This is a genomic window from Streptomyces griseoloalbus, assembly GCA_014650015.1.
GTDB classification, from domain to species: Bacteria; Actinomycetota; Actinomycetes; order Streptomycetales; family Streptomycetaceae; genus Streptomyces; species Streptomyces griseoloalbus.
In genome coordinates this window covers 234,509-252,566 of the sequence record BMUD01000012.1, presented here as the reverse complement: position 1 = coordinate 252,566, position 18,058 = coordinate 234,509, and the positions used below count along the sequence as shown (strand labels likewise).

15 protein-coding genes and 2 pseudogenes are annotated in these 18,058 nt (G+C 71.4%); 8 read left to right on the top strand and 9 right to left on the bottom strand.

What is annotated here, in order from left to right; genetic code table 11:
* Positions 1–101 precede the first annotated feature (101 nt).
* A pseudogene (locus IE178_RS20115) lies at positions 102–929 on the bottom strand (DUF6531 domain-containing protein); the annotation flags it as partial.
* Positions 930–1,501: 572 nt separating this feature from the next.
* Positions 1,502–1,837: a rhodanese-like domain-containing protein gene (locus tag IE178_RS36620; protein ID WP_369075349.1), complete on the bottom strand. Its 336-nt coding sequence runs from the start codon at positions 1,835–1,837 to the stop codon at positions 1,502–1,504.
* A 712-nt stretch (positions 1,838–2,549) separates the two neighbouring features.
* Between IE178_RS36620 and IE178_RS20105 the strand changes: the two are divergent.
* The 6 genes and pseudogenes from IE178_RS20105 (at position 2,550) to IE178_RS20080 (ending at position 7,867) form a co-directional block, all read left to right on the top strand.
* Positions 2,550–3,646 (top strand): annotated as a pseudogene (locus IE178_RS20105) (IS110 family RNA-guided transposase).
* 32 nt (positions 3,647–3,678) lie between these two features.
* Positions 3,679–4,971: a bifunctional 3-oxoadipate enol-lactonase/4-carboxymuconolactone decarboxylase PcaDC gene (gene pcaDC / locus IE178_RS20100; protein WP_184762906.1), complete on the top strand. Its 1,293-nt coding sequence runs from the start codon at positions 3,679–3,681 to the stop codon at positions 4,969–4,971.
* A 58-nt stretch (positions 4,972–5,029) separates the two neighbouring features.
* Positions 5,030–5,665: an MBL fold metallo-hydrolase gene (locus tag IE178_RS20095; protein ID WP_184762907.1), complete on the top strand. Its 636-nt coding sequence runs from the start codon at positions 5,030–5,032 to the stop codon at positions 5,663–5,665.
* A gap of 52 nt (positions 5,666–5,717) precedes the next feature.
* A complete protein-coding gene (locus tag IE178_RS20090; protein ID WP_184762908.1) occupies positions 5,718–6,497 on the top strand; it encodes an exodeoxyribonuclease III in 780 nt (259 codons plus the stop codon).
* Between the two features lie 74 nt (positions 6,498–6,571).
* Complete coding sequence (locus IE178_RS20085) at positions 6,572–6,979, top strand: DUF6278 family protein (RefSeq protein WP_184762909.1); 408 nt, start codon at positions 6,572–6,574, stop codon at positions 6,977–6,979.
* Positions 6,980–7,123: 144 nt separating this feature from the next.
* Entirely contained in the window at positions 7,124–7,867 is a 744-nt protein-coding gene (locus tag IE178_RS20080; RefSeq protein WP_184762910.1) for an amino acid ABC transporter ATP-binding protein, read from the top strand.
* Positions 7,868–8,094: 227 nt separating this feature from the next.
* On the opposite strand, the gene IE178_RS20075 is transcribed toward IE178_RS20080, so the two are convergent.
* Complete coding sequence (locus IE178_RS20075) at positions 8,095–8,388, bottom strand: ATP-binding protein (RefSeq protein ID WP_318280140.1); 294 nt, start codon at positions 8,386–8,388, stop codon at positions 8,095–8,097.
* 256 nt (positions 8,389–8,644) lie between these two features.
* Between IE178_RS20075 and IE178_RS20070 the strand changes: the two genes are divergently transcribed.
* Entirely contained in the window at positions 8,645–9,250 is a 606-nt protein-coding gene (locus IE178_RS20070; protein WP_193513272.1) for a dihydrofolate reductase family protein, read from the top strand.
* A 236-nt stretch (positions 9,251–9,486) separates the two neighbouring features.
* Positions 9,487–11,304: a gamma-glutamyltransferase gene (ggt, locus tag IE178_RS20065; protein WP_193513271.1), complete on the top strand. Its 1,818-nt coding sequence runs from the start codon at positions 9,487–9,489 to the stop codon at positions 11,302–11,304.
* Positions 11,305–11,357: 53 nt separating this feature from the next.
* On the opposite strand, the gene IE178_RS20060 is transcribed toward ggt, so the two are convergent.
* The 6 genes from IE178_RS20060 to IE178_RS20035 all read right to left on the bottom strand — a co-directional run bounded on the left by IE178_RS20060 (position 11,358) and on the right by IE178_RS20035 (position 17,720).
* Entirely contained in the window at positions 11,358–13,886 is a 2,529-nt protein-coding gene (locus IE178_RS20060; RefSeq protein ID WP_193513283.1) for an ATP-dependent Clp protease ATP-binding subunit, read from the bottom strand.
* 98 nt (positions 13,887–13,984) lie between these two features.
* Entirely contained in the window at positions 13,985–14,578 is a 594-nt protein-coding gene (locus tag IE178_RS36065) for an ABC transporter transmembrane domain-containing protein (RefSeq protein WP_318280145.1), read from the bottom strand.
* A 415-nt stretch (positions 14,579–14,993) separates the two neighbouring features.
* The gene (locus tag IE178_RS20050) at positions 14,994–15,431 is read right to left on the bottom strand and encodes a lasso peptide biosynthesis B2 protein (protein ID WP_193513270.1); all 438 of its coding nucleotides are present in this window, start codon (positions 15,429–15,431) and stop codon (positions 14,994–14,996) included.
* On the bottom strand, positions 15,428–15,682 hold the full coding sequence (locus IE178_RS20045; RefSeq protein WP_184762916.1) for a lasso peptide biosynthesis PqqD family chaperone: 255 nt from the start codon (positions 15,680–15,682) through the stop codon (positions 15,428–15,430). Before IE178_RS20045 ends, IE178_RS20050 begins: the two co-directional genes overlap by 4 nt.
* Before the next feature lie 48 nt (positions 15,683–15,730).
* Positions 15,731–17,584, bottom strand: a complete 1,854-nt coding sequence (locus IE178_RS20040) for a lasso peptide isopeptide bond-forming cyclase (RefSeq protein WP_193513269.1) — start codon at positions 17,582–17,584, stop codon at positions 15,731–15,733.
* Between the two features lie 25 nt (positions 17,585–17,609).
* Positions 17,610–17,720 (bottom strand): keywimysin-related RiPP, encoded by a 111-nt coding sequence (locus IE178_RS20035; protein ID WP_193513268.1) that lies wholly within the window; start codon positions 17,718–17,720, stop codon positions 17,610–17,612.
* Positions 17,721–18,058 lie beyond the last annotated feature (338 nt).

Genomic DNA, 18,058 nt, shown 5'->3' with positions numbered 1-18,058 from the left:
ACCGCTTGCTGGTGTTGCTCTTCTTGCTCACTACCTGGGACTGCTTTCTCCGGGACCTTCCGTCCCAGTATCAGGCTGTCCAGCTCAGCGGGGGAACTTCAGTACGTCACCTTCCCCGTCGCCGCGGTCAGCTTGGCGTCGAACGGCGTCGCCCAGCCGCGCCCCAACAGACCGACGGCACTCGAGTCGGAGCGGTAGGTGCGCTCCAGGGTCAGCGGCACCCCGGGGCTCACCAGCGAGGCGTCGGTGAGCTGTTCGAAGAACATGCCGGTGGCCGTGTTGACCGGGTCGGCGCGGTGCGCCTGTGCGTAGCAGGTACAGATTCCCGCCTGCGCACCGGGGATCACCGGAGTGTAGAACGCCTCCACCAGCGGCGAGGTGGTCCCGCCGGGGCTCGACGTCCCGTCGGCGCTGTTGAGGAAGACCCAGGCGTAGTACTCCTTGCCGTCCTCGAGGATGCCGCCCAGCGCGCTGCCGGCCCACCAGAAACACTGGTCCGTGGGATAGGAGTTGCTCGCCCACCAGTCGTAGCACCAGGCCCCGGTGTCCGGGGTGTCGCCGCTGGGATCGTCCGTGGACTTCTTGATCTCCTGCTGGACGACGGGGGAGCCGCCCTCGTCCAGGACGTACAGCCACATTCCGGTGGACGAGTCCCCCCGCTTGGGCAGTTTCACCTGCCCGCCGATCGACAGCATGCCCGGGTACGCGGTGGCCCACGACGACACCCAGGTCGGGTTCTCGGCCGCCGCCGCGAGAGGCTGCAAAGCCACCTTCGACTCGGCGGCGGGCCCGCGTTCGACGCGGTCTGTGTCCGGTCGGCTGTGGGGCTTCTGCTTGAACATCCGCCCCGGCGCGTTCATGTAGTCGCGCATCGGCGACCGTTCGTGCCGGTCCTCGTCGACCTGCTTGCGCCGCTCGGCCAGCGTCATGGCCTCGGGGGGCTTGGGCAGGTCGGCGGCTGTCCGAGCCTGCGCGTGCGTGATGGCCGCGGTGACCGCGGAGCGGGGCCGGTCCACGGGTGACGCCCAGGAGGGGGCGACCCCCGCTAGTGCCAGCAGAGCCAGGGCCAGAACGACCGTGACAAGTCTTCGCGCTTGTGTGCGCACAGTGCATCACCTGTGAGTCAGGAGTGAAGAGAGGCCGTGGTGATGCATGATCAGGAAAAATCTCGAACTAACGTGCCGTGGAAAGCAGGGCCGAAACGCGACGGAGTCCCCACTCGCCCTGGACATGAGATTGCAGGCTGAGCGGACGGAGGGCTCCGGTTGGCCGCGGGTTTTGGCGCGAAGGTGATCCAGAGCGCGAGGTGGCGCGGGTAAACGGACCCTTGACGGTGAGCCAAGGAAAGGCAGCGAGCCGGAAACGGAAGAGCGGGCTGCTTGAGTGGAACCTTTCTCCGGCCTCGGGCAGGCGATACGTGTCTGTCACGCCTGAGGGATTGAGGGCCGACCCGTTGGCCTTTCAGAGCCGTCGCACCGACGTGCTACTGCGATCACCCGCCTCAGGAGGGTTCCAACCGCAGGACGAGTACAGCGGAGGCCGGGTGCGTGCCCCGCGAGGCGGAGTTCGCCCTGGTGCCGGTCGGCCCAGCGGTGGTCCGCCAGTCATCCGCTCTGAACTCGGTGATGCAGACGGTGGATGGTGAGCAGACGGACGGCCTCGTGAGTGAACAGGCAGTTGAGGCTGCGGCCGCAGGCGACGGCGTACGTCTTTCGGGCAACTCGTCCGAATGCCAGTTAAGTTCGTCCAATGGCAGCGAGCAAGCTCCGGGGATATGGCCGACGGCACGATCCTCCGCGGGGCGGACGTCGATCAAGCAGACGTTCGTGCTGTTCATCCGATAGAGCAATTGCTGACGGGCGAGCGACACGGTGTCCGTCGGCCCAGGTGGACGGCCCGGGCACGCTTGGCCGCGGCGAGATACTCATGGGCCACCCGCTGGAGCAGCTCGACCCGAGTGACCGCGCCACCGCCTGCCAACCGGTAGCGGACACGCACCCTCGCGTCGGGAGTGACGATTCCCGAGTGCGGGCCCTATCACTCATCGCCGTGGACGGAGCCCAGGCAAAGCCGGCGAGGATCTCACGTAGCAGTTACAGGACTTATGGACAGCCGCTTACCAATAGGGGACCCGAGGTCGTTCGTGCCATGGTCGACGAAGGACAGCCGGTAAGGAGGGCCACACGGCTGTCTGCCAATGCCGGTCACGAGTGAACGAAGAGCGAATTTCTTGTCAGCCCGTCCGGGCCAGGTTGGGCACTGGTTCGGGCGAAGCCGTCCGGCTGTGGTCGGGACGTGCCGGTGTGCCGGGATCGATGGGACGGTTGCGCGATGCCGTCCCGGACGGGGGTCTGACTCATGAGATCTTTGACCGAAGTGTCCAGTCACAGGCATGTCGACTGTTGTGGCGGGATGGTTTTTGCTGCCACCGAGCCACGGAGCGTGTCCCTATAGGGGCCTTGCCGAGTTTTAGGCGCCATCACGGTTCAGACCGCTCGAGCGGACCGGTGCCATCCACCCAGCACGCCACCACGTGAGAGGCGATCATCATGACGAGCCGACAGCGCAGTACCTCCTCGAGCGTAGATCCTCCAGTTCGGCGCGAGGTCGTCCTGGGCGTGGACACGCACGGCGAGGTGCATGTCGCCGCCGTGATCTCCCCGCTCGGGAAGATCTTGGCGACCGAGTCCTTCCCGGCGACGGCGGCCGGCTACCGACAGCTGCTCGTTTGGGCCCGCAAGCGGGGGACGGTGCGCCGGGCCGGTGTGGAGGGCACCGGCACCTTCGGCGCGGGCCTGTCCCGCTACCTGCTGGCCCAGCAGATCCAGGTGTACGAGGTGAACCGGCCCGACCGCTCGGCACGCCGGCTGCTCGGGAAGTCGGACCCGCTCGACGCTCAGGCCGCCGCGCGGGCCGTGCTCAGCGGTCGCGCCCGGGCCCGGGCCAAGTCCGGCGACGGTCCGGTGCACAGCGCCCGGATGTTGAAACTCGCCAAGGACTCCGCGGTCAAGGCCCGTACCCAGGCGATCAACCAGCTCAAAGCCGTCCTGGTCATCGCCGACCCCGCACTGCGGGAACAGCTGTCCAGCCTGGGCAACCGCGAGCTGTTCCGCACCTGCGCACGCCTCGGCCTATCCGGCGGTGGGGGAGACGAGGACGCGGTGGCCCAGGCCACCCACCTGACATTGCGCATGCTCGCCGAACGCATCCAACAGCTCACCGCGCAGATCGACGAGCTGAACCAACGCCTGACCCGGCTCGTCGAGCACCACGCCCCACAGCTGCTCGAACCGGTGGGCATCGGCCCGGACAGCGCCGTCACTCTCCTGATCACCATGGGAGACAACCCCGAGCGACTGAACACCGAGGCATCCTTTGCTGCCCTTTGCGGAGTCAGCCCCATCGAGTACTCCTCCGGCCGGCGGAGCACGCGTCGGCTCAACCACGGCGGCGACCGGCAGGCCAACGCTGCCCTGCACCGCATCGTGTTCACCCGCCTGCGTCACGACCCGCGCACCCGGGCGTACTACGAACGCCGCACCCAGGAGGGCAAGACCGACGTGAGATCATCCGATGCCTCAAGCGATACGCCGCCCGCGAGGTCTTCAACCTGGTCAGACCGGCTTCCCGCACCCCTGCGTTATAGGGGCGTCCGTGAGACGTGAGAGGGTCTGGGGCGTGAGCGAGACACCACCCAACACCCTGCAATACCGCTTTGACGGGCCAGAAGACGCTCCGGTCCTGATCCTGGGTCCCTCACTGGGTACCACATGGCACATGTGGGACCGGCAGGTCCCCGAGCTGACGAAGCAGTGGCGCGTGTTCCGGTTCGATCTGCCGGGACACGGAGGCGCCCCCGCCTACCCCGCGGGCGCGGTCGCCGACCTCACCACGCGGCTGCTCACCACCCTCGACGGCCTCGGCGTGCAGCGCTTCGGCTACGCGGGCTGCGCGCTCGGCGGCGCCGTCGGTATCGAACTGGCCCTGCGCCACCCCGAGCGCCTGGCGTCCCTCGCGCTGATCGCCGCCTCGCCCCGCTTCGGCACCGCGGACGAGTTCCGTCAGCGCGGGGTGATCGTACGCACGAACGGACTCGACCCCATCGCCCGGTCCTCGCCGGAGCGCTGGTTCACCGGAGGTTTCGCCGCCGCCCAGCCCGCGATCACCGAGTGGGCCGTGCAGATGGTGCGCACCACCGACCCGGGCTGCTACATCGCCGCCTGTGAGGCCCTCGCCTCGTTCGACGTGCGGGCCGAACTCGGCAGCGTCGGCGTGCCGACCCTGGTGCTGGTCGGCTCCGAGGACCAGGTCACCGGCCCCGCCGAGGCGCGCACCCTGGTCGCCGGGATCCCGGACGCCCGGCTCGCCGTCGTACCCGGGGCCTCCCATCTGGTGCCGGTGGAGCAGCCCGCCGCCGTCACCGACCTGCTGGTGCGGCACTTCTCCACGGCCTGGCAGCCCGGCTTCGAGACCGCCACCGGCCACATCGCGCTGCCCGCGGCGGTGGTGAAGCAGGTACCGGCCGCCGCCCCGTCGCAGCCCGTGGCCGAGATCGCCCCGCCCGCCGCACCGCAGCAGCCACAGGGCAGACCCGACCCGTACGACGCCGGGATCAAGGTCCGCCGGGAGGTGCTGGGCGACGCGCACGTCGACCGGGTGCTGGCCGAGACCGACGATTTCTCGGGCGACTTCCAGGAACTGGTCACCCGCTACGCCTGGGGCGAGGTCTGGGACCGGCCCGGACTGGACCGTCGCACCCGCAGTTGCGTCACCCTCACCGCCCTCGTCGCCGGCGGTCATGTGGAGGAGCTCGCCTTCCACCTCCGGGCCGCCCTGCGCAACGGGCTCACCCCCGACGAGATCAAGGAGGTGCTGCTCCAGACGGCCGTCTACTGCGGTGTCCCCGCGGCGAACCGGGCGTTCCGGGTGGCTCAGCAGGTCGTCCGCGAGGAGACCACACCGCAGGAGTGAGCCCCGGGCCGCGGGCGGCGCTCCGCGCGGCCGTGGGCGCGAGGGGCAGGATGGATGCATGAAGCTCACGAAGAAGTCGCACTCCTGCGTCCGCCTGGAGAAGGACGGACGCGTCCTCGTCCTCGACCCCGGAGGGTTCAGCGAGGAGGACGCCGCACTCGGCGCGGACGCCGTCCTGGTCACGCACGAGCACCCCGACCACTTCGACGAGGGCCGGCTGCGCAGCGCCCTGGAGGCCGACCCGGCCGTCGAGGTCTGGACCCTGAAGTCGGTCGCGGACCAGATCTCGGCGGCGTTCCCGGGCCGCGTGCACACCGTCGGTCACGGTGACACCTTCACCGCCGCGGGCTTCGACATACAGGTCCACGGTGAACTGCACGCGGTCATCCACCCGGACATCCCGCGCGTCACCAACGTGGGCTACCTCGTCGACGGCGGGAAGCTCTTCCACCCCGGCGACGCCCTCACCGTCCCCGACCAGCCGGTCGAGACGCTGATGCTGCCCGTCATGGCCCCCTGGAACAAGATCGCGGAGGTCATCGACTACGTTCGCGAGGTGCGGCCGCAGCGCGCCTACGACATCCACGACGCCCTGCTCACCGACCTCGCCCGCCCGGTCTACGACCGCCAGATCGGCGCCCTCGGCGGCTCGGAACACCTGCGGCTCGCCCCGGGCGGCTCGGCCGAGCTCTGAGCCCGCGGGCGGCGGTCGAGGGTTGTCGGAGGCGCCCGGTAGGTTGTGGGACATGCGCATCGCGACCTGGAACGTGAACTCGATCACCGCCCGCCTGCCGAGGCTCCTGGCCTGGCTGGAGAGCAGTGGCACGGACGTGCTGTGCCTCCAGGAGGCCAAGGTCGCCGAGGATCAGTTCCCGGCGGAGCAGCTGCGTGAACTGGGCTACGAGTCGGCGGTGCACGCCACCGGCCGGTGGAACGGCGTGGCGGTGCTCTCCCGCGTCGGTCTGGAGGACGTCGTCAAGGGCCTGCCGGGCGACCCGGGTTACGACGGCTCGGTCGAACCCCGTGCGATCTCCGCGACCTGCGGCCCGGTCCGCGTCTGGTCGGTCTACGTGCCGAACGGCCGTGAGGTGGAGCACCCCCACTACGCGTACAAGCTCCAGTGGATCGAGGCGCTGCGGGCCGCCGTGGCCGGCGACGCGGCGGGCAGCCGCCCGTTCGCGGTGATGGGCGACTACAACGTGGCGCCGACCGACGACGACGTCTACGACCGGGCCGCCTTCGAGGGCTCCACCCACGTCACCCCCGCCGAGCGCGCCGCCCTCGCCTCCCTGCGCGGCGCCGGCCTGTCCGACGTCGTCCCGCGCCCGCTGAAGTACGAGCACCCGTTCACCTACTGGGACTACCGCCAGCTCTGCTTCCCCAAGAACCGCGGCATGCGCATCGACCTGGTGTACGGCAACGAGCCCTTCGCGAAGGCGGTCACGGACTCCTACGTCGACCGCGAGGAGCGCAAGGGCAAGGGCGCCTCGGACCACGCACCGGTCGTGGTGGACCTGGACGTGTAACCACCCGCCGGCAGCCGTCGTCCGACCCCGCGCGCCTGTGGTGCCAGGGGCGGTACGAATGACAGGCTGGAGGTATGAACATCCCTTTCCTGGGCAACCGGCGCCAGAAAGCCGGGGTTCCCGATCCCGAGGGCATCGCGGAACTCCTGGCCGAGTGTGAACTGTTGCGCTCCCAGGCGTACCGGGCGGGTGTCCGACTGGACGACTCCCCGGCCTCGTTGGAGGCGCTGGACCAACTGGTGCCGGGCTGGCGGGACGACGAGGAGACGTCGACCTGGCTGGGCAACGACGCGGGGCTGTATCTCGGCACCGTCATCGTGCGTACCGTGCCGGGGGCCGCCTGGGAGATCCGGGCCGACGGGCAGCCGGTCGTACGGCTCACCTCCGGCCGGGAGTTCGACGTCGTGGACGCGGGGCACGAGTGGGCGGCCAGCGGTGTTCCCGAGCTGTCGCAGCTGTACGCGGAGGTCGCCGAGGCGTGAAGCCCCGGCTCCCGCAGTTCGGTGTACATCCCGCAGCTCGCTGTAAATACGGCTAATGACCGACAAGTGCGTGTCGCGCCCACCCGGCGATCTTGCCTGGATACGTTGCGGCGACCACCACACAGAGAGTGAGTAGGGGTGGGTATGGCCGTCGATCCGCTGATCGAGTTGCGTGACGTCAACAAGTACTTCGGGGATCTGCATGTCCTGCAGGACATCGATCTCACCGTGGCCAGGGGAGAGGTGGTCGTCGTCATCGGCCCGTCGGGATCGGGGAAATCGACCCTGTGCCGGGCCATCAACAGGCTGGAGACCATCCAGTCCGGCACGATCGCGCTGGACGGGCAGCCGCTCCCGCACGAGGGCAAGGAGCTGGCACGGCTGCGCGCCGATGTAGGCATGGTCTTCCAGTCGTTCAACCTCTTCGCGCACAAGACCGTTCTCCAGAACGTCTCGCTGGGCCAGGTCAAGGTCCGCGGCCGCAAGAAGGAGGACGCCGACCGGCGCTCCCACGAACTCCTCGACCGTGTCGGCGTCGCCGACCAGGCGGACAAGTACCCGGCGCAGCTCTCGGGCGGTCAGCAGCAGCGCGTGGCGATCGCGAGGGCGCTGGCCATGGAGCCCAAGGTGATGCTGTTCGACGAGCCGACCTCCGCGCTGGACCCGGAGATGATCAACGAGGTGCTGGAGGTCATGCGGCAACTCGCCGCCGAGGGCATGACCATGATCGTGGTCACGCACGAGATGGGCTTCGCCCGCTCGGCCGCCCACCGCGTGGTCTTCATGGCCGACGGCCGGATCGTCGAGGACCGCACGCCCGACGAGTTCTTCGGCAACCCGAACAGCGACAGGGCCAGGGACTTCCTCTCCAAGATCCTCAAGCACTGAGCGGGGTGACGTCCGGAAACCCGTCCGTCCGGACCTCGACTAGAGTGTTCCCTTCATCCCGGCGAGGGAAGGGACTTCGCGCCAGGAGCGGGGACGCCACCGCCGGGAGGGGACCGCCCGCGAGGGCGGCGGTTCACATCGGCCAGTCCCGTCCGGCGGCAGTCGGAGATCACTGCTCGCGCAGCGGAACCGACCTGTACGCCGGGTCGTTCGCCGCGAGGAGAAGGTCAGCTGCGCGCCGGACGGGTTGTGCCCCGTGATGTGCCGGCGGAAGGACTGAGGTCGCCCGGTGGGCCGTGCGAGTCGCCACTGGGCTTGGCCGGCTCCGGCAGCACACGGGCTCTGTCGACGACCCCGATCCGCACGAACCGCGCACTGGGCCGTGTGCCGACGACCCGGACCACGCGACTGTTCGTGTGGTTGACCGCGTTGGCCACCAGCTCCGGGACGAGCGGTATCGCGGTGTCCGTCAGCTCCTCCAGGTACCAGGCCGCCACCTCGATCTCCTCGGCGCTGTTCAACTCAAGTGGACACAGCGCGCACCGGAGTGCGTCGGCACTCATTGTGACACCGGTGGAGATAGCGGTGACGGGGTGGAGCGTCACCGACGCCCTGCCGCCGCAGGCCAGGGCGGCTTCGAGTTCCGGAGTGCCGCTCCGCCGACCTGATCGGCTGCCGCGTCGGGTTTTCTCGTTACTCCACAGCGCGGCGGATGAGTTTGTGGCTCCCGGCCGGTCCAAGCTCGTGACACGTGACACCCCAGGAAAGGACACCGCCATGTCGGAGCTTCTCGTCGACTTCATCACCTCCCTCGACGGCCACGCGTCGGGAGAGGGTTGGCCCGGGTTCTGGGGCCTCGAGGGCCCGGAGTACCTCGCATGGCTCGGCGGGCAGCCCGAGGCCACCTACCTGATGGGAGCGAACACCTACCGCCTGATGTCGGGCTTCGCCGCAGGCGAGGTCCCGCATGGCCAAGACGAGTTCAGGCCCGAGGAAGAGGCGTCCGTCGACGAGCTCACGCAAGCGTCCAAGGTGGTGTTCTCCTCCTCACTCGAGGAGCCACTGACGTGGGCCAACTCCACGCTCGTCCGCGACGACGCCGTCGAGGCGGTCCGCGCCATGAAGTCGAGTGGCTCGGGGCTCCTCAGCACGATCGGCAGCCTCAGCCTGTGCCGGTCCCTGCTACGAGCCGGACTCGTCGACCGCTTCCGGGTCGTGATGTTCCCGGTGATCACCGGGGCCACGGGCGAAGAACGCATCTACGACGGCTATCCGGACGTCGCCCTCGAGATGATCGAGCACCGCACCTTCGACGGCCGCATCCAGCTGGTCGAGTACAAGCCCCGCGTGCTCGAGCACCCGCCGCTCGGCGTCCCCGCGTGACGTCGCCCCGTCCGCCGGTCTGACGGCCACCAGGCCGGCGCCGGCGGGCGCGGAGCAAGACCCGATAGGGGGCGAACGGCCAACGTCAGGACGCCCGGTCCATCGTCGCTGGGCGGCGGGAGTCGCCGCAGGCCGCGGGCCGTCCCGCAACGCGGGGACGGCACACCCCGCGACCTCACTGACGAGAGCATGGCGACGAACTAAGCTGCGCGGACGTCCCTTTACTGGAGGTGCGGATGCGTCGCCCTGTCGCACGGAGTCTCGCAGTCCTGGCGGTCGGTGCCGCCGTGATGTCGGTGGGGGCGGCGGCGCCGCCCGACCGGCCGGCCCAGCACGACGGACCCACCCCGCACGCCCCCAAGGTCCCGATGGCCGTCGGTTACGGCGGCGCGGTCTCCAGCGTCGACACCGACGCGTCCGCCGCCGGGATCGAGGTCCTGAGGAAGGGCGGCAACGCCGTCGACGCGGCCGTCGCCACGGCCGCCGCGCTCGGCGTCACCGAGCCCTATTCGGCCGGCATCGGCGGAGGCGGCTACTTCGTCTACTACGACGCACGGTCGCGCACCGTGCACACCATCGACGGCCGCGAGACCGCCCCGCTGACCGCCGACTCCGGCCTGTTCCTGGAGAACGGCAAGCCGATCCCGTTCGCCGAAGCCGTCACCAGCGGTCTCGGTGTCGGCACCCCCGGCACGCCCGCCACCTGGCAGCGGGCGCTCGCCGCGTGGGGCAACAGCAGCCTGGGGACGGTCCTCAAGCCCGCCGAACGTCTCGCCCGCGACGGCTTCACCGTCGACGACACCTTCCGGTCGCAGACCGCCGCCAACGAGACCCGCTTCCGCCACTTCCCCGACACGGCGGAGCTGTTCCTGCCGGGCGGCCGACTCCCCGTCGTCGGCTCCACCTTCAAGAACCCCGATCTGGCCCGCACCTACGAGGAGTTGCGCCGCAAGGGCGTCGACGCCCTGTACCGGGGCGACATCGGCCGCGACATCGTGAACACGGTCAACAAGCCGCCCGTGGACCCGGATTCCGGCTGGAACGCCCGCCCCGGCGACCTGTCCCCGCGTGACCTCGCCGTGTACCGCGCCAAGTTCCAGCCGCCCACGAAGACCTCGTACCGCGGCCTGGACGTCTACTCCATCGCGCCGTCCTCCTCCGGTGGCACGACGGTCGGCGAGGCCCTCAACATCCTCGAGCGCACCGACCTGTCCAAGGCGAGCGACGTCCAGTACCTGCACCGCTACATCGAGGCGAGCCGCATCGCGTTCGCGGACCGGGGCCGCTGGGTCGGCGATCCGGCCTTCGAGGACGTACCGACGAAGGACCTGCTCTCCCAGCGGTTCGCCGACTCGCGCGAGTGCCTCATCAAGGACGACGCGGTCCTCACCAGCCCGCTCGCCCCCGGCGACCCGCGTAACCCGCGGCCCTGCGCGAGCGGTGGCAAGGCGGCCCCGACGACGTACGAGGGCGAGAACACCACGCACCTCACCACCGCCGACCGGTGGGGCAACGTCGTCGCCTACACCCTCACCATCGAGCAGACCGGCGGCAGCGGCATCACCGTGCCCGGCCGCGGTTTCCTGCTCAACAACGAACTGACGGACTTCTCCTTCGCCCCGGCGAACCCGGCCGTGCACGACCCGAACCTGCCGGGTCCCGGCAAGCGGCCGCGGTCGTCCATCTCACCGACGATCGTGCTCGACCGGCACGACCGGCCGGTGGTGGCGCTCGGCTCGCCCGGCGGTTCCACCATCATCACCACCGTGCTGCAGACCCTCACCGGGTTCCTCGACCGCCAACTGCCCCTGGTCGACGCGATCGCCGCGCCGCGCGCCAGCCAGCGCAACACGGCGCAGACGGAACTCGAACCCGGCCTGTACGGCAGTGAGCTGCGGCAGAGCCTGGAGGCCATCGGGCACTCCTTCCGGGAGAACCCGGAGATCGGCGCGACCACGGGCATCCAGCGACTGCCGGACGGCACGTGGCTCGCGGCGGCCGAGAAGGTCCGCAGGGGCGGCGGCTCGGCGATGGTCGTACACCCGTCGCGGTAGACGCGGACACCCGCGGACGTGAGGGACGCCCCCACCCGGGGGCGTCCCTCCGCTCACAACTCGGCGGCAGGCGTCTGACGCGTACGGAACGTCAGGCGCCCGTCCTCCGCGTCGACCGTCACCCGGCCGCCCTCCTGGACGCGGCCGTCCAGCAGCAGCCGGGAGAGCTGGTTGTCGACCTCCCGCTGGATGGTGCGGCGCAGCGGCCGGGCGCCGTACTCGGGCTGGTGGCCGCGCTCGGCCAGCCAGTCCACGGCCGCGTCGGTGAAGTCGACCGCGATGCCCCGGCCCTTCAGCCCGCGCCGGGTGCTCTCCAGCAGCAGGTCGGTGATCCGCCGCAGCTCCTCGGCGGTCAGCTGGCGGAACACCACGACCTCGTCGATCCGGTTGAGGAACTCGGGCCGGAAGTGCTCCCGCAGTGGCCGCAGCACCTGTTCGCGCCGCGCCTCCTCGTCCGCCTCCGTGCCACCCGACGCGAAGCCCAGCGTCGCCCCGCGCCGGGTGATCGCCTCGGAACCGAGATTGCTGGTCATCACGATGACGGTGTTGGTGAAGTCCACCGTCCGGCCCTGCGAGTCGGTCAGCCGGCCGTCATCGAGCACCTGGAGCAGGATGTTGAAGACGTCCGGGTGCGCCTTCTCCACCTCGTCGAGCAGGAGCAGCGAGTACGGGTGCCGGCGCACCACCTCGGTCAGCTGCCCGGCCTCCTCGTGCCCCACATAGCCGGGCGGGGCGCCCACCAGCCGACTGACCGTGTGCCGCTCCTGGTACTCGCTCATGTCGAGGCGCACCATCCGGTCCACACTGCCGAACAGGGCCTCGGCGAGCGCCCGCGCCAGCTCCGTCTTGCCGACGCCCGTCGGCCCGAGGAACAGGAAGCTGCCGATCGGCCGGTCCGGGCTGCCGAGACCCGCGCGGGAGCGCAGCACCGCGTCCGAGACGACCCGCACCGCCTCGTCCTGGCCGACCACCCGCTGGTGCAGATGCCGCTCCAGCCCCAGCAGCCGGTCCTTCTCCTCCTCGGTGAGACGGCTCACCGGGATGCCCGTCTGCCGGGCCACCACCTCGGCGATCGCCTCGGCGTCCACCCACAGGCTCTGCCCCTCGTCGACCTCGCTCTCGCCACCGGCCTGCGCGATCCGCTGCTTCAGCTCCACGATGCGGTCCCGCAGCTGCGTGGCCTGCTCGTACTGCTCGTCGGCGACCGCCTGGTCCTTGTCACAGGTCAGCTGCTCGATCTCACGCTCCATGGCCCGTACGTCCGTGCCCTTGGTGCGGGCCCGCAGCCGCACCCGGGCGCCGGCCTGGTCGATCAGGTCGATGGCCTTGTCCGGCAGCCGGCGGTCGCTCAGATAGCGGTCGGACAGCTCCACGGCCGCCACCAGGGCCTCGTCGGTGTAGCGGACCTGGTGATGGGCCTCGTAGCGGTCCCGCAGACCGCGCAGGATTTCGATCGCGTCCGCGGGCGTGGGCTCCGGCACCATGATCGGCTGGAAGCGGCGGGCCAGCGCTGCGTCCTTCTCGATCCGGCGGAACTCCTCCAGCGTGGTCGCCCCCACGATGTGCAGTTCACCGCGGGCCAGGGCCGGCTTGAGGATGTTGCCGGCGTCCAGGGAGCCGCCCTCGCCGCCGCCCCCGGCGCCGACGACGGTGTGCAGCTCGTCGATGAAGATGACCAGCCGGTCGGAGTGGGAGCGGATCTCCTCGACGATGGTGTTCATCCGTTCCTCGAAGTCGCCCCGGTAGCGGGTCCCGGCGACGACGCCCGTCAGGTCCAGGGCCACCACGCGCCGGCCGAGGAGAGTGTCGGGCACGTCCCCCTCGGCGATCCGCTGCGCCAGCCCCTCCACGACGGCGGTCTTGCCGACGCCCGCGTCACCGATCAGCACCGGGTTGTTCTTGCCGCGCCGGGAGAGCACCTCGACGGTCTGCTCGATCTCCTGGTCCCGTCCGATCACCGGGTCGATACGGCCCTCGCGGGCCAGGGAGGTGAGGTCGCGTCCGTACTTGTCCAGGGTCGGCGTGCCGGTGGCGGGACGGGGCCGCTCGGGCCGGGACGGCGGTGCCTCCGCGGCCTCCGGCGGGCCGGAGGGGGCGAACCGGGCCGCGTTGAGGATGTGCCCGGCGGCCGAGTCGGGGTTGGCGGCCAGGGCGCTGAGCACATGCTCCGGACCGATGTAACCGGCGCCGCTGGCGCGGGCCATCTCGTGCGCGTCCAGCAGTGCCCTTTTGACGGCGGGCGTCAGGGACAGCGACGTCGGCGGCGGGGCGTCGCCCGGTCCGTGCTGGACCGGCCCGGACCGGTCGTCGATCTGTGAGGCCAGCGAGTCCGGGTCCGCGCCCGCCCGGGTCAGCAGACTCCGGGTCGGTTCGGCGGCGAGGGCGGCGCGCAGCAGATGCTGGGTGTCCAGGTCCCGGCTGCCGTGCTCGGCGGCGTACTGGGCGGCGCCGCGCACCAGCTCCCGGGCCGGCTGGCTGAGCAGGCGGCCGATGTCGATCTGGCGGGGGCGCGCGCCGCCGAAGAAGCGGGCGAGGAATTCTGCGAACGGGTCACCCTCCGGGCCGACGAAACCATTCGTCATCGTCATCCGTTCCTTCGCTGGGTCGACGTGCCGGGGCCGGGTAACCCGGTCCGGGCTCGCTCATGCCACGATGACACGTTCCGTATCGGCGGGCATGTTCAGGAAGGCGACGGGGCGCGGCTCGCGGACCGGTCGCCGCCCGGCCGCGTCTGGCTCGCGGCCGGCTCTCGGGAGAGGGGGCCGGCGGCCGGCAACTCCACGTGCCGCCCCTGCCCGACGGTGCGGCCCCGGTGCCGGCCGACGATGTGGTCGGCACCGGGGCCGCACGGTGGACAGGCGGTGGGTGACGACCAGCGGGGCGCATTCCCGGGCGACGTCCTTCGGTCAGCGCCACGAGAAGCAGCAGCGGCGGGTCGAGCCACGCCATCAGGACGATCGCCCCGGCGGCGACGTGCTCCCGGTCGGCCAGGCCAGGGCCTGGGAGGCGACTCGCGCAGCGGGGTGGTGTCGGCGGTGACCCGCGAGACGAGGTCGCCGGCCCGGTGGCGGTCGTATGCGCGCATCCCCAGTCGGAGCGGCCGGTCCACCGGGCCGAGCCGGAGCTGTCGTACGACGCCCTCGCCCATGTGCTCCGGCAGGAAGCGCCCCGCCGAGCCGGTCACCGCCTCGGCGACGAACAGCGCGCCGAGCGGTCCCCCCAGCGGCCGGACGGCCTGACCGCGGCCGCTCGCGTCCACGGCATGCCGGGTCACGAGCGGCTGGGCCGGCCCGAGCGCGGAGCCCGCGAGGGTGAGCAGCACGGCCACGGCGATGGCACGCCGGTGCCCGGCGGTGGGGCCGTTGAGCGTGCGCAGTGCCGCCCGGGTGGACCGGTCCTCCCCCTAGGTGTGCTGTCCCGGGACATTGGTGACACGCGTGCTGGGTGCTTGAAAGGGTGAGGGCCTTCTGGGTTCGGTGTGGATCGCGACATCTACGCCCGACCGCAGGAGGACCTCGTCTCCCACCGTAATGCCCCGCTGACGCCGACCGGCAGGCTGCGTCTGGCCCGTTCCCCGGCCGCCCCGGCCGGGACACCGTCCGCCGAGCCGGGGATCGGGGCCCCGCCGTGCGCCGGGTCGCCGGTGTGCCGGGCGGGGTGTGCCGGGCCGGGGGGTGTCGGGCTGTCGGTCATCGGGCCGGTGGGCGGGTGCGCGGTTCCACGGAGACCAGACGGGCGAAGTAGCCGTCCGGGACGCCCTCGCCGACCGGGCGGCCCTCCGCCTCGATCCAGGCGTGGGCGGTGAAGGGCGGCACGACACGGACCCCGGCGCACCAGGTCGGCCACGTCCCCCGGAGCCGGCACAGCAGCGCGGCACCCAGGGAACGCGGCAGGCACCCCTTCGGCCCGGTGCAGCGCAGGCTGACCGCGCACAGGGCGTCCCGTGCCGCCTGGGCCTGGACGGCGGTGGCCGGGGCCGCGCCGCGCCGCAACACGTGGAGCACGGCGCGGATGCGGCGCGGCGGCAGGAGGGCCAGTACCACGGCGGGGACCAGGACCAGACGGGCCGCCATGCGCCGCCCGAGCGGCACTCCGGTGGGGCGATCCAGGGCGCTGGGCGTCGTCATGAGGCCAGCCCCGCCTCGCGCAGGTCGCCGACGAGTGCCTCGACGTCCCGCAGGGCCTGCGCCCGCTCGATGTCGAACGCGCGGACCAGCGCGGCGGCCGCGTCCGCGGCCTCGCCGCCGTCCAGCAGCGTCCGCACCACCAGCGTGGCGGTCGGATTCAACTCCCAGTAGGTTCCGGCCCGTTCGTCCAGCAGCACGGTGCCGTAGTCGGTCTCGGCCGTGGAGACGTGTGCGTCGAAACGCAGGGGCATGGCATCGCCTTTCTGGGCCGCGAGGCAGGACCCCGCGGCCGTGCGGGGCTACGGGGTACGGGTACTGCTGCGGCTGCGGGACAGACCGCGCAGCCACACCTCGGTGGCGATCGTCGAGTAGAGGATGGCGTCGGACAGACCGGGGGAGGCGGGCCGCCGGGCGAGACGGCGCAGCTCGGCCCCGTCCACCAGGCCGAGCCCTTCCAGCCGGGAGTCCTCCCACAGCGCCAGCAGGTCGGCACGGTTCTCGCGCAGGCCGTTGGAGGCGTCCATGGAGGCCGTGGCCTTGGTCGTACGGCGCAGGCACGGTTGCGGAACGACCCCGCTCATCGCGGTGGTCAGCACCGGCTTGTACCGGAAGGGCGTGACGCGCTCGGCCGGGCGCACGGCGAGGCACGCCTCGATGACGCGGTCGTCGAGGAAGGGGGAGGCCATCGGCAGGCCGGCGCGGGCCGCCATGTGGTCCCACTGTCTGATGACACGCGTGGTGGAGCGGATCTGCTCCAGGTCCGCGTGCATGCCCCGGTCGGGATGGAGGGGAGTCGCCGTCGCGGCGGCGTCGAGCAGCGCCCGCCGCGCCACCTGCTCGGCGTCCGCGGTGACCCAGTCGAACAGGCGGGGCGCCATGCCCCAGCCGAGTCCCGTGGCGACGGAGGACGTGGCCGTCGGCTCACGCAGCCGGCCGGCGGCGTCGGCGAGCCACGCCCCGTACGGGCGCGTGTCGGCCAGGGCGCGGACGGTGCCGCCGAGCGGCCACTGCCACAGGGCACGGAACCCGCGCAGCTGCCGCAGCGCGTGCAGCGGGCGGGTACGCAGCAGCCGGTGGTAGTACGCCTCGGAGCACCAGGCCACGTGGTCGCCGCCGATGCCGGTCAGATGGACGCGGCTGCCGCGCTCGGCGAGTCCCGGCAGGTGGTGCAGGGCCCGGGAGCGGTCCATGACGCCGATGGTGGGTTCGTCCAGGACGTCGTCGATGCCCAGCAGGTCGTCGTAGACCAGTGGCGAGGCGTCGGCGTCCCAGACCACGTGCTCGACGTCCGGCAGGTGCCGGGCCGCCTGCTCGGCCCAGTACAGGTCGGTGTCCGCGGGGTCGCGTCCCGGCCAGGTGGCGGCCACCACGTGCGCGGGGGAGCGGTCGGCGAGGAAGCAGACGGAGGTGGAGTCCAGCCCGCCGGACAGGTCGCAGCTGACCACACCGCCCTGCCGGGTCCGTGCGTCGACGGCTTCCTGGAGCGCCGCGCGGACCGGGTCGGCCGCGTCGGCCAGCGGTACGACCGGTTCCGGCGGCGTCCACCAGCGGGTGTGCCGGGCGGTGCGCCCGTCGGCGGCGACGACCACCGCCTCCTGCGGGGGTACGGCGGTGACGGCGGGCCACAGCGACGTCTCGTACAGCGGATACGGCGCGGGCCACAGCAGCCGGACGGCCAGTTCCGCGGGATCGGGGTCGAGGCCGAGGGCGTCGGCGAGTACGTCGGCCCGGGTGGCGGCGACCCGCGTGCCGGCGAGCTCCGCGTGGAAGACCAGCCGGAGGCCGGAGGCCGTGCCCTGGACCCGGATCATCCCGTCGAGGGCGGCCACCAGGTGGAAGCTGCCGGGGAGGGAGCGGGCCAGCGCGTCGACCTCGGCGAGGTCGCGCAACCGGGCGGCCCTGTGACGTAGGTCGTCCGCTGCCACGGGGCAGCAGCCGATGACGGCCAGGGCGGTGTCACCGGCGTGCACCGTGACGGCCTCGTCGTCGCGCCACTGGCCGACCAGCCAGGGCCTGCCCGAGGGATGGCTCACGGTCCGGCAGCCGGGCGGGGCGAAGGAGCGGGCCGCGGCGGCCGCTTCCGCACGGTCGGTGAAGACCGCGAAGTGCGCCTCGCCGGGGCCCGTCCCCGCACTTGCGTGCAGTGGTGTCATGACGTCGGGTCGGTACCGTCGTCCGTCAGTTCTTGCTCAGGATCAGCCGGTCGTTGCCGTGCTTGCCCAGCAGCCCGGTCTCCTTGCGGAACCTACCGAGACGGACGAGGGTCGGTGCTTCGTATGCCTTCTTCATGACTCTCCTCGCGTGCTGATTGCCCGGACCGCTCCTCTCGTCGACGTGCCCGTGGCTCATCGGGAGCCCAGGACGAGGAGCGGTGCGGCACCCAGCTAGCGGCAGAACCGCCGAGCAGGGCAAGGAGAAACGGAAAAGTATGACGATGTGCCAATGGCCGACGATTCCGCTTGTCGGCCGGCCCGGTTCTGTCCTGTCCGACGGGGCGGCGTGTGCGGATCGTTCGGACGTGCGTGTGAAGAAACGTTGTCACGTCGGCTTTGTCGTCGGCTCGTCGAGCCGGCACGCCGGTCCTGATGAGGGCGCGGAGGGGAGCCGCCGGGGCGCGTTCACGGCTC

What these genes read in the sequence shown, in the direction of transcription:
- IE178_RS36620 (WP_369075349.1), bottom strand. Translation starts at nt 1,837, where the DNA reads ATGAACAGCACGAACGTCTGCTTGATCGACGTCCGCCCCGCGGAGGAT.
- IE178_RS20095 (WP_184762907.1), top strand. Translation starts at nt 5,030, where the DNA reads ATGAAGCTCACGAAGAAGTCGCACTCCTGCGTCCGCCTGGAGAAGGAC.
- IE178_RS20090 (WP_184762908.1), top strand. Translation starts at nt 5,718, where the DNA reads ATGCGCATCGCGACCTGGAACGTGAACTCGATCACCGCCCGCCTGCCG.
- IE178_RS20085 (WP_184762909.1), top strand. Translation starts at nt 6,572, where the DNA reads ATGAACATCCCTTTCCTGGGCAACCGGCGCCAGAAAGCCGGGGTTCCC.
- IE178_RS20080 (WP_184762910.1), top strand. Translation starts at nt 7,124, where the DNA reads ATGGCCGTCGATCCGCTGATCGAGTTGCGTGACGTCAACAAGTACTTC.
- IE178_RS20070 (WP_193513272.1), top strand. Translation starts at nt 8,645, where the DNA reads ATGTCGGAGCTTCTCGTCGACTTCATCACCTCCCTCGACGGCCACGCG.
- ggt (WP_193513271.1), top strand. Translation starts at nt 9,487, where the DNA reads ATGCGTCGCCCTGTCGCACGGAGTCTCGCAGTCCTGGCGGTCGGTGCC.
- IE178_RS20060 (WP_193513283.1), bottom strand. Translation starts at nt 13,886, where the DNA reads ATGACGAATGGTTTCGTCGGCCCGGAGGGTGACCCGTTCGCAGAATTC.
- IE178_RS20050 (WP_193513270.1), bottom strand. Translation starts at nt 15,431, where the DNA reads ATGACGACGCCCAGCGCCCTGGATCGCCCCACCGGAGTGCCGCTCGGG.
- IE178_RS20045 (WP_184762916.1), bottom strand. Translation starts at nt 15,682, where the DNA reads ATGCCCCTGCGTTTCGACGCACACGTCTCCACGGCCGAGACCGACTAC.
- IE178_RS20040 (WP_193513269.1), bottom strand. Translation starts at nt 17,584, where the DNA reads ATGACACCACTGCACGCAAGTGCGGGGACGGGCCCCGGCGAGGCGCAC.
- IE178_RS20035 (WP_193513268.1), bottom strand. Translation starts at nt 17,720, where the DNA reads ATGAAGAAGGCATACGAAGCACCGACCCTCGTCCGTCTCGGTAGGTTC.